10 protein-coding genes are annotated in these 9,744 nt (G+C 58.2%); 5 read left to right on the plus strand and 5 right to left on the minus strand.

Going from position 1 to position 9,744, the window contains the following annotated elements; translation table 11 throughout:
• Positions 1-234: 234 nt before the first annotated feature.
• Positions 235-837 (minus strand): helix-turn-helix transcriptional regulator, encoded by a 603-nt coding sequence (locus ACPYOJ_RS27035; RefSeq protein ID WP_481418994.1) that lies wholly within the window; start codon positions 835-837, stop codon positions 235-237.
• Between the two features lie 538 nt (positions 838-1,375).
• On the opposite strand from ACPYOJ_RS27035, the gene ACPYOJ_RS27040 reads away from it, so the two are divergent.
• The 3 genes from ACPYOJ_RS27040 to ACPYOJ_RS27050 all read left to right on the plus strand — a co-directional run bounded on the left by ACPYOJ_RS27040 (position 1,376) and on the right by ACPYOJ_RS27050 (position 4,247).
• A complete protein-coding gene (locus tag ACPYOJ_RS27040; RefSeq protein ID WP_481418995.1) occupies positions 1,376-2,032 on the plus strand; it encodes a hydrolase in 657 nt (218 codons plus the stop codon).
• A 176-nt stretch (positions 2,033-2,208) separates the two neighbouring features.
• Entirely contained in the window at positions 2,209-2,493 is a 285-nt protein-coding gene (locus tag ACPYOJ_RS27045) for a XapX domain-containing protein (protein ID WP_481418996.1), read from the plus strand.
• Between the two features lie 110 nt (positions 2,494-2,603).
• Positions 2,604-4,247 (plus strand): MFS transporter, encoded by a 1,644-nt coding sequence (locus ACPYOJ_RS27050; protein WP_481418997.1) that lies wholly within the window; start codon positions 2,604-2,606, stop codon positions 4,245-4,247.
• A 58-nt stretch (positions 4,248-4,305) separates the two neighbouring features.
• Here the strand turns inward: ACPYOJ_RS27050 and ACPYOJ_RS27055 are convergent, their stop codons facing one another.
• The 4 genes from ACPYOJ_RS27055 to ACPYOJ_RS27070 form a co-directional block, all read right to left on the minus strand.
• On the minus strand, positions 4,306-4,857 hold the full coding sequence (locus ACPYOJ_RS27055; protein ID WP_481418998.1) for a TetR/AcrR family transcriptional regulator: 552 nt from the start codon (positions 4,855-4,857) through the stop codon (positions 4,306-4,308).
• Positions 4,858-5,163: 306 nt separating this feature from the next.
• Entirely contained in the window at positions 5,164-6,072 is a 909-nt protein-coding gene (locus tag ACPYOJ_RS27060; RefSeq protein ID WP_481418999.1) for a TIGR03571 family LLM class oxidoreductase, read from the minus strand.
• Between the two features lie 82 nt (positions 6,073-6,154).
• Complete coding sequence (locus ACPYOJ_RS27065) at positions 6,155-7,333, minus strand: MFS transporter (protein WP_481419000.1); 1,179 nt, start codon at positions 7,331-7,333, stop codon at positions 6,155-6,157.
• Positions 7,334-7,342: 9 nt separating this feature from the next.
• On the minus strand, positions 7,343-7,750 hold the full coding sequence (locus ACPYOJ_RS27070; RefSeq protein ID WP_481419001.1) for a GlcG/HbpS family heme-binding protein: 408 nt from the start codon (positions 7,748-7,750) through the stop codon (positions 7,343-7,345).
• A gap of 429 nt (positions 7,751-8,179) precedes the next feature.
• Here ACPYOJ_RS27070 and ACPYOJ_RS27075 point away from each other — a divergent pair, with 429 nt between their 5' ends.
• Positions 8,180-9,124: a LysR family transcriptional regulator gene (locus ACPYOJ_RS27075; RefSeq protein WP_481419002.1), complete on the plus strand. Its 945-nt coding sequence runs from the start codon at positions 8,180-8,182 to the stop codon at positions 9,122-9,124.
• Positions 9,125-9,391: 267 nt separating this feature from the next.
• Positions 9,392-9,744, plus strand: a 353-nt coding sequence (locus tag ACPYOJ_RS27080) for a cysteine hydrolase family protein (protein WP_481419003.1), incomplete at its 3' end; no start/stop codon positions are given.

Below are 9,744 nucleotides of genomic sequence, written 5' to 3' on the forward strand. Positions count from 1 at the left end.
GAATGAAGGATCTTCCTTCTCCGCTGCCGGCATCGGGATGCCTCTGCCATTTGCGCGATCCGTCTCAACAATAAAACACCGTCTTTACCGGCGGCACGAGCGGCATCGGCCTCGAAACCGCTCGAACGCGAGGTCGCCCGAATTGATATGCTTGGTCCGCATATGTGAAATGAGAACATCCGGCCGAGCGATCGTGGGCTGCCGCCCGGCGACCATGTTGTTGTAGCGAACCGTCTAAAGCTTTTGCTGATGCCGCCAGCTACCGGGAGTTATTCCGTATATCTGCTTGAATACTCTCGAAAAATGCGCCTGATCCGCAAAGTCGCAGGCAGCGGCGATTTCGGCAATCGGCTGATTGCCCATAAGCATGCTTAGCGAACGCTGCGCACGATGTTCGAGCAGCCAGCGGTGTGGCGTTCGTCCCGTGGCACACTTGAATGCCTTTATAAAATAGCTGAGCGACAGGCCGCAGTGCGCGGCGACCTCGGTCACACGAACATCTCGTCCGGAGTTATCAGAAAGATAGGACGTAGCTGCATTCAGCTGGCGCGCGGACAGTCCTTTTCGCCTCTGCATCGGCGCATCCATGCCGCCGTAGTGCGATGCCATGTGCGTCTGTAGTGCCAGCATGACGTAATCTACAAACAGGCGGTCCGTCGGAGCCCCTCTTTCGAGGGCTGGCGCCAGCGCCTGCGCCAGCGACCGCACGACGGGATCATCGAGTCCGCGATCATGCGTGTGGGCGGCGAAGCTCAGCTTGCCTTGCTCCCGCGCAAAATCCTCCAGAACCGATCTCGGGATACTGAAACGGACATTCTCAAAAGCAGAACCGTGCATTGCAACGCCAATCCTCTGTCAGGTCAGTGATTGCAGCAAAGACGTCTGAATGTGCGCTATAGTACATCAGATGCTTGCCACGGCATAGAGAGTGCCGCCCGAAATCGCGAGCCGAGTTATGGCCCAACAACCATCTGCTGGACAGCGCCTCGGTCGCCAAAGGGCCTTAGTGATGGCGTTATGGAACGACCGGGCCACAATTGTCAACGGCAAGGTAACTAATCCATAGGTGTGGGTCTGCTCGGGCATTCCCTGCTCTCGCCCTTTAAGAGCTCCTACGCTTTGAGACTTTACGTTACGTGACGAAACAATTGCGCCAAGACCGGCCGTATTCCCCACTGACGGCTGTCTGTTTCGCCCGCAGTCCACAATTTGATTAAGCCAATATCCGTCGGCGATGCAGCCTTTCCGGATCGGCGCGCAACGCTAAAGCGGCCGCGCCGAATGGCACAGTTTTATCCTAATGAGAAACATTTCGCTCAATCGATTCCGTCCGAGTTTGACTAAGCTCACTGCTTTCTATCGAAGGGGATTGACCATGCCGACCAACGCGACTCCCACCCCCGGTTCGACGTTGATTTCACCGAAGGACCACACGCTGCTCATGATCGATTTTCAGTCGCAGATGTCATTTGCGACGAAGTCGATCGATGCCATCATGCTCCGCAACAATGCCGCCCTGGTTGCCCATGCCGCTGCCGGTTTCGGCGTCTCGACGATCCTGACAACCGTTGCCGAGAAGACCTTCTCGGGGCCGATGTTCGACGAGATCACGAGCCCCTTCCCGCAGCAGAAGCTGTTCGACCGAACCTCTATGAATACCTGGGAGGACGCTGCGGTCATCGAAGAGGTTAATCGCATCGGTAAGAATCGTTTGGTCTTCTGTGGTCTGTGGACGTCGGTATGTATCGTGGGGCCGACACTGTCGGCACTCGATCAAGGTTTCGAGGTGTACATGATCACGGATGCCTGTGGTGATGTATCCGCAGAGGCTCACGAGCGCGCTATCGAGCGCATGATTCAAGCGGGCGTGCGGCCGATGACGTCTCTGCAATACCTGTTGGAGCTGCAGCGTGATTGGGCACGCACCGAGACCTACGACATGACGACCGGCATTGCCAAGAAGTTTGGCGGCGCCTACGGCCTCGGCATCATCTATGCCAAGACCATGTTCGGCGTCTCCGAAGGACACTAATCCTCCCGAAATAGGTAGCTCGCCGCTCGCCGGACTTTCTGAATGGTTCCTTAGATCGGAACCGCTCTAAGGAGAAAACCATGCAGAAGCCAAATACAGCCACGTCGTGCGTACTATAGGAGATACTGCGCTTTAAACGGCGGGCGCGATTTTGTTGCGCATCGGAGGAAGTTCCCATGAAAGTCTACCTGCTCTCGTTAGGCGCCGGCCTGCTGGTCGGGGTCGTTTACAGTCTGCTAAACGTTCGGTCGCCGGCGCCGCCGGTAATCGCACTCGTCGGTTTGTTTGGCATTCTCATCGGAGAGCAAGCGGTGCCCTTGGCAAAGCGCGTGTTCTCGGGCGAACCGATCAGCATATCCTGGTTCAACGCACACTGCATGCCGCATGTATTCGGCGAGCTTCCAACCGGCGCGGGCCGCAAGCAGGCCCAGGCCAGTCGCCAATCCGGGGAGACCGGTTGATGCCAATCGGTAGGGGTTATCGTGTTCGAGCTGGCCATGTTGCCGGAGCATTCGCGCTGGTCGCCCTTTATGATCTCCGGAAGCGACTGGTTTGAGGTGATGCGGAGACTATGACGAAGAACATGGAAACAGCCCCGCAAGCCCCTGCGCAAGGCGGCTTTGGCCCGCTCCGCCAGCCGGTTTTCGCCGTGCTTTGGGCGGCGAGTGTTTTGGGAAACACCGGTACCTTTATCCGTGACGTTGCCAGTTCGTGGCTGGTGACGGACCTTTCGGACGCGCCCGCCGCCGTCGCCATGGTGCAGGCAGCCGGTACCTTGCCTATCTTCTTGCTCGCCATACCGGCGGGCGTCATGTCCGATATTCTGGACCGGCGCAAATTCTTGATCGTCATTCAACTTGGACTTGCAGCAGTCAGCGCGACGTTGGTGGCATTGTCATATAGCGGACTACTATCCGTAAGCTCCCTCGTCGCGCTGACATTTATGGGAGGCATCGGAGCCGCGCTGATGGGCCCGACATGGCAGTCCATCGTCCCCGAGCTTGTTCCAAGGGAGTCCCTGAAAAGCGCTGTCGCCTTGAACTCGCTGGGTGTCAATATTGCGCGGTCTATCGGGCCTGCGGCCGGTGGCTTTCTGCTTGCTGCATTCGGCGCGGCGTTGACTTACGGCATTGATGTTCTCAGCTACGTATTCGTCATCGCCGCGCTCATCTGGTGGCCCCGGCCCCGGGATGCGGACGATGCATTGTCGGAACGTTTCTTCGGCGCATTTCGGGCTGGCCTGCGCTACGCGCGGGCGAGCCGTGAACTCCATATCGTGCTTTTGCGCGCAGCGATTTTCTTCGCCTTCTCCAGCTCCATCTGGACACTGCTACCACTATTGGCCCGCAACAATCTCGGGGGAGACGCAAGGTTCTATGGGCTTCTGCTTGGCGCGGTAGGGGTAGGCGCAATAGTTGGTGCATTCCTGCTGCCGACATTGCGCCGGCGTTTCGACAATGACGGTCTGCTGCTGCGTGCGGCGGTAGTGACCTCGATCGTCATGATGATCTTGTCGTTCGCTCCACCGCAATGGATTGCCATTCTCGTCCTGGTCATCCTTGGAGGGGCGTGGATCGTCGCGCTCACGACCTTGAATGGTGCGGCCCAGGCTATCCTTCCGAATTGGGTACGCGGCCGTGCGCTCGCGGTCTATTTGACGGTTTTTAACGGCGCAATGGCGGCCGGTAGTATCGGATGGGGTGCGGTGGCGGAAGCCGTCGGCATTTCAACCACCCTTCAAGTAGGTGCTGTCGGGCTCTTCCTCATTGGGATAGTCCTCAATCGGATCAAGCTTCCCGCGGGCGAGGCCGACCTCGTGCCTTCCAACCACTGGCCCGAACCTTTGACAGCCGAACCCGTCGAGCATGACCGGGGGCCTGTCTTGATCTTGATCGAATATAGGGTCCACAAGGAGCAGCAGGCCGAGTTCCTGAAATTTCTTGCTCAACTCTCGGCCGAGCGCAGACGCGACGGCGCCTACAACTGGGGAGTGACCGAAGACGCGGCCGATCCTGAGAAAATCGTGGAATGGTTTCTGGTGGAATCTTGGGTCGAGCACTTGCGCCAGCACAAACGGGTTTCCAAAGCCGATGCCGATCTTCAGCAGGAGACGCTGAAATATCACGTCGGCCCTGAGAAACCCGTTGTCCGGCATCTCCTGTCAACGGACGCCCGTCGAAACCTCAATCCGGAAAATAATTCGCAAAAGCCGTGAGCGGGACTGACCGAGCGCTTGCAGACTTGGCCGGGTGCAATCGCTCCCCAAGACGAGATCAGGACTCCGGCCAAGCCATCATTGAGAGTGTCACGAATTTATGCAGTTGTTCGCGAGCCACACCCGCCTTGGCTTGAACTGCCATTCCCTGAACAAGCGTAACAATGTAGTTCGCAGCCTCTGCAGGAGTAGCATTGGGAAGCATGGGGCCTTTCCCGAGGGTTCGCTCGAATGCCTCGGCGAGCTTTCTCTGCAGGCCAAAGCGATTTTCGATCAGACCTTTCTGCACAGCTTCTCCCTCATTTGAACAGGCCAGAGCTCCGTTCGTCTCGAAGCAGCCTCGCGGATGGGAGGGCTCTGTATGCATCTCGGCCTGACCTCTGAGGTAAGCTTCGGCGATTGCGCGGGGGGTCGGTTGGGATAAGGCGTCGTCAATGAAGCGAAGGTGATCCCGCTTGTAGATCGCGTTCGCTTTCCAGAACAGATTTTCCTTGTTAGTGAAGGCTTTGTAGATACTCGACTTCGTAAGGCCCGTGGCCTCCATGAGATCATAGACCGAGGCGCCTTCGTAACCTTTTTTCCAGAAGACCATCATGGCTTTCTGGAGCACCTCGTTCTCGTCGAATTCCCTAGGTCTAGCCATTTTTCCGTTTCAGACTTGTCTTATTTGATATGTGTTCGCCACTTTCCAGCGGCGCTGATCATTACCGCCTACTATGTAAGATCGCGAATATCAAATGCAAGCTATGGTAGGCTCTTCACGGCGCCAAGAGTTTCACCCCGCTACCTCTGCGACGTCCCGTGGTAGGTCATTCCCAGCCCCGAATATCGCTAAACCCCGGAATTTCGCGAAGCGATAGACCGACGATGACTCGCTTCCTTCTCCCCACCGCCATTCGCAGTAAAACACCGCAGGTTAAACGGCGATCGACGGGATGACATCGGATCCGATTTCGTCGATCACCTCAGCTACGCGGCGCCGGCCAGGTGCAAGATTGAACATCACGTGGTGCACCCCGGTTTCGCGCATCGCCGACAATATCCGTACGAGCTCCGTTCTGCCACACCGATAGCCAAGCTCGATGGTCGTTGCAGGGGCAGCCGCGTCGTCGAGGAGGTCCAGGTTCATCGATTGGCTGAAGCTCCGGAAGCCGCCCCCCGATTTCGCAATCGCGGCGTGCCACAACGCGATCCGATCTTTTTGGACGGGGAGCTCGCGATGGTAGGTCGCCCAACCAGTGGCATTCCTGGCAATCCACTCCAGCGACTGGGACGCCGATCCGACAGCAAGCATCGGTACTTGTACAGTGGGCCGAGGACGGAGAGCGAATTCGCTGAGCGGCGAGAGTCCTTCGTCTAAAATAGCCTGGTCCGGGCCGAGCGCGGCCGACAATGATGCCCAGTTTCGCCGGAACAGCTGTTTCCGGTTCTCGAAGTCGCGGCCGAAGACACGGAATTCAGATAGACGATCCCCCGAGCCCAAGCCAAGCACGAAGCGGTTGTTTGACAGTGATTGGAGTGACAGCGCAGCCTTTGCGATGTGCAGCGGATGACGCAGCGTAAGGACGACAGCTCCGGTTACCAATTGGATCCGCGAGGTCGACGCGGCGATTGCGCCCAGCAGTACGAAAGGGTCCGAGTGACCAACGGGGTCTGGGTACTCATCATTGTTCAAGGGGACGTCCCGCACCCAGATAGCCTCAAATCCGGCTTGCTCTGACCGGCGAACAAAGTCCAACTGCACCTGAAAGTCGATATCCTCCGGTAAGCGCGGCTGAAGGGGGAGCACGAGACCGAGGCTTAAGCGGTCGGCAGCAAAGAGCATTCCGGTTTTCCCTAAAATCAGCCAGACGCCCGGCGGGCGTCTGGCAAGACACATTATCCTGATGCGGGATCGGCGCCCAAAGTCAACGCGCCAGGCTTGCCGCGGTCTGGGTTTGCATCCTATTCGCCAGCGAAGCGATGCCAAGCGCTGCAACGGCCATTGCGATTGCTGCGTAGGGAGTAGCCGTAAGGCCTGGGCCGACCAACAACTGCCCACCAACAAAAGAGCCGCTGGAAATGCCGAGATTGAACGCCGCGATATTCATGCCGGATGCGGTCGCGACCGCATCCGGGGCAACCAATCGAGCGACCTTGACCACGCCATCCTGCATGATCGGCGGGATGGCAAATGCGAAAATGCCCCAGATAGCAATCACCGCGAGGATACCAATCTCACTCCGCATGACGATCGCGATTAACGCGAACGACACAATCAAGCCAATCAGAGTGGCCACCATTGCTTTGCCGGTGCCGATAGTGTCGGTCAGTTTGCCGCCAGCAAAGTTTCCAACCACGGTGGCAGCTCCGAACAGCATCAGCGCGATGTTGACCGTCCCGTCGCCGACTTTCGTAATGTCAGTGAGAATGGCGGCAAGAAACGTGAAGATCACGAAAGTTCCGCCGAACGATATTGCGGTCAACAGATACATCATTGCCAGACGCTTATTGCCCAGTAGCCTCATCTGAGCGACGAAGCTCGTGAATGGCGACGGCGGTATATCTCTGGGGACGAAAAGGAACAGAGACCCCAGCGCCATGACACCCATGGCCGTAACCAGGAAGAACGGCATTCTCCAATCAAAACTTTGTCCGATCCAGGAGCCGAGCGGGACACCCACCACCATGGCGACGGTCAGCCCGCCCATCATCAGTGCAACCGCGGAACCCGACTTCTCTTTTGACACAAGTGAGGTGGCAACAGCAGCGCCGACGCCGAAAAACACTCCATGCGAGACAGCCATCACGATTCGCGCCGCGAGCAGCGAAAGATAGTTCGGCGCCAGCGCTGCCGCGAGATTGCAGGCCGTGAAAATCACCATCAGTGCAAGAATAAGCGGGCGACGCGGGATTCTACCCGTGAGAGCCGAGAAGACCGGCGTGCCGACCGTGATCGCCAGTGCGTACAGGCTGACCAGCAACCCCGCCGCCGGCAGCGAGACGGCAAGATCATCGGCGATCCCGGGAATGAGCCCAACGATGACGAATTCCGTGGTGCCGATGGCGAAAGTGGACGCCGCCAGCGCGTATATGGCAAGTGGCATGGCAGCCTCCTATTCGACCAGCGCGGCCGCAGCCGCCTGCGCGACGATTTCGTCGTCATCGACGGATCCACCGGAGACACCAATAGCGCCTAATGTGTTGCCATCCCTGTCTTTGAGCACAACGCCGCCGCCGAAGCCGATCAGGCCGCCATTGCTGTGTTCAAGTGTATATGCTGCCGCGCCCGGATAGAGATTCGGCCCGAGAACCGCCGAGTCGACGATGAAAAGTGCCGCCGTCTTGGCTTTGCGATGAGCCACGTCTATCGCGCCAAGGAAGGTCCCATCCATGCGCGCGAAGGCGACCAGATGAGCGCTGTCGTCGACAACGCTGATACTCATTGGCGGGAGGCCGCGCTCCTCAGTGGCTGCTTTAGCGGCAGCAATCACGGTTTCCGCCGTCGAGAGTGTAATCTTCACCTCATTCTCCTTGCTTCTCCTCGCTGGGCGTCAACCCGTCTTTCGGCTTCAGCTTTGTCTTGGAGGATTCTGTTGGTGGCGGAGCAATTTGCCGCCGCAGAGTGGCTCAGTTTCAAGCCATATGGACCGATCGGTCCCTAATTACAAGAGGCGCTCATTGAAATTGTAAACCACTCGGCCTATAACGCGAAGTCATAGGAATGGGCCGCAGGATTCGACAAGCAGACGGCCTTGAGAAATGCGATGTTCCTATTTGCGAATGGCTGGTCCGGCGAACCCTCTATCGCGCGGCTGGGTGATGCAGAGGCGGTCAGGGTAGCGCGATGAAGAAGCGCCCTCTGGTCCCTTCACTTCCACGACGTTCGATGATGCTGGGATTTTGCCCGCGACCCTTTTCCATCTCCCAAATCACTCACCTGAAGGATATTAATGAGCGATACGCTGAAAAAGCTCTCCTGGGACAACCTTCGCATCGTGAAGGTGATCGGTGAGGTGGGAAGCCTGTCGGCCGCGGCTTCCGCTCTGGGCGTGAACAACTCGACAATGTTTCGCAAACTTACCCAGATCGAGGAAAGTCTGGGGGTGGCCCTGTTTGACCGGCGTCGCACCGGCTATGTGCCGACGCTTGCAGGGGCCGAAGTGATCACGCTCGCGCAACGGCTCGAGCTCGACATTGTGAGGGTGACGCGTCGCGTATCGGGCTTTGAACAGGAGCAGGCCGGCGACCTGCGCGTGACGACCAGCGATTCGCTTGCATTGCATCTCGCACCGATCATTGCGGACTTTAAGGCGTGCCATCCCCTCGTCCGGGTCGAGATGATCGTCTGCAACGCTTCGCTGAACCTTGCACGAGGAGAGTCCGATGTTGCCGTCAGGGCAACTGACGTGCCGCCGGAGAACCTCTTCGGCAGGAAGGTCGCCAGGATCGGCTGGGCGCCCTATGGTCGCCGATGTGACTTCACGGAAGGCTGGCCTCATCCTCATCAGCTCTATCGCCGCATTTGGGTTTCATACAGCGGCGGGCTGTCCAATCTGAAGGCTTACAAGCTAGTTGAGGCCCATGTGCCGCAGCAAGACATCGCCTGCCGGTTTGACTCGGTCGTGGGCATTGCGGCGGCCATCTCGGCAGGCATCGGCGCCGGATATCTACCGTGTATGCTGGGGGACCTCACTCCGGACCTTATGCGTATCGGACCGGTCGATCCGTGCCTGGCGGATGACCTGTGGCTCTTGACCCATCCCGACATCCGGAGGTCGGGCCGGATCTACGCCTTCATGACGCATTGCGCGGCCGCGATCAGCCGGCGGCGCGCCTTTATCGGAGGACAGCAAGAATCTCCTGTGGAGCCTTGGTGCTCGCACGAAGGAGCCTAATCCCATACCCGCTGCTTCTGCTCTCCGGCGCAAAGCTGGGCGGGACCGCGCGATCACGGTCGTTTGGACGTAATGAGGATGTCTGCTGTCGCGTACAAACTCAACTTGCAATCGCGCAAGACCTCTCTCGCCGAAATGCATCTGGCGTGACCGGCGAGCAAAAACTTAACCTTCGTTCGCCATCGCCTCGAAAGCTGCCGTCCTCCTAGCTTTCTACAGGTTGGTAGAAGTCAAACTCACGAACAGATTGCAGAGAAAGGAAGAATTATGGCGAACCCCTCAAGGAGCAAATCAAGCGTCCTGCCGACAGGCGGCGGTGCAGCACTGATTGATGCCTCCGATTCCGTCATACTGTTGCTCGACCATCAGGCCGGTCTGTTCCAGACCGTCAAGGATATCCCGGTCGCGGACCTGCGGCGGAACGTCGAGATGATCGCCAAATTGGCGGCGTTACTGAAGATCCCGGTCATCACGACTGCATCCGAACCAAACGGGCCGAACGGTCCGCTGATGCCGGAAATCCATGAATATGCGCCGCATGCCGTCTATGTGCCGCGCAAGGGCGAAGTCAACGCCTGGGATAACGAGGACTTTGTCCAGACGGTGCGTTCCACCGGGCG

It is taken from the genome of Rhizobium sp. SVR5-9E, assembly GCF_056755095.1.

Coding starts and splice junctions, on each gene's coding strand:
- ACPYOJ_RS27035 (WP_481418994.1), bottom strand. CDS start 837: ATGCACGGTTCTGCTTTTGAGAATGTCCGTTTCAGTATCCCGAGATCG.
- ACPYOJ_RS27040 (WP_481418995.1), top strand. CDS start 1,376: ATGCCGACCAACGCGACTCCCACCCCCGGTTCGACGTTGATTTCACCG.
- ACPYOJ_RS27045 (WP_481418996.1), top strand. CDS start 2,209: ATGAAAGTCTACCTGCTCTCGTTAGGCGCCGGCCTGCTGGTCGGGGTC.
- ACPYOJ_RS27050 (WP_481418997.1), top strand. CDS start 2,604: ATGACGAAGAACATGGAAACAGCCCCGCAAGCCCCTGCGCAAGGCGGC.
- ACPYOJ_RS27060 (WP_481418999.1), bottom strand. CDS start 6,072: ATGCTCTTTGCTGCCGACCGCTTAAGCCTCGGTCTCGTGCTCCCCCTT.
- ACPYOJ_RS27065 (WP_481419000.1), bottom strand. CDS start 7,333: ATGCCACTTGCCATATACGCGCTGGCGGCGTCCACTTTCGCCATCGGC.
- ACPYOJ_RS27075 (WP_481419002.1), top strand. CDS start 8,180: ATGAGCGATACGCTGAAAAAGCTCTCCTGGGACAACCTTCGCATCGTG.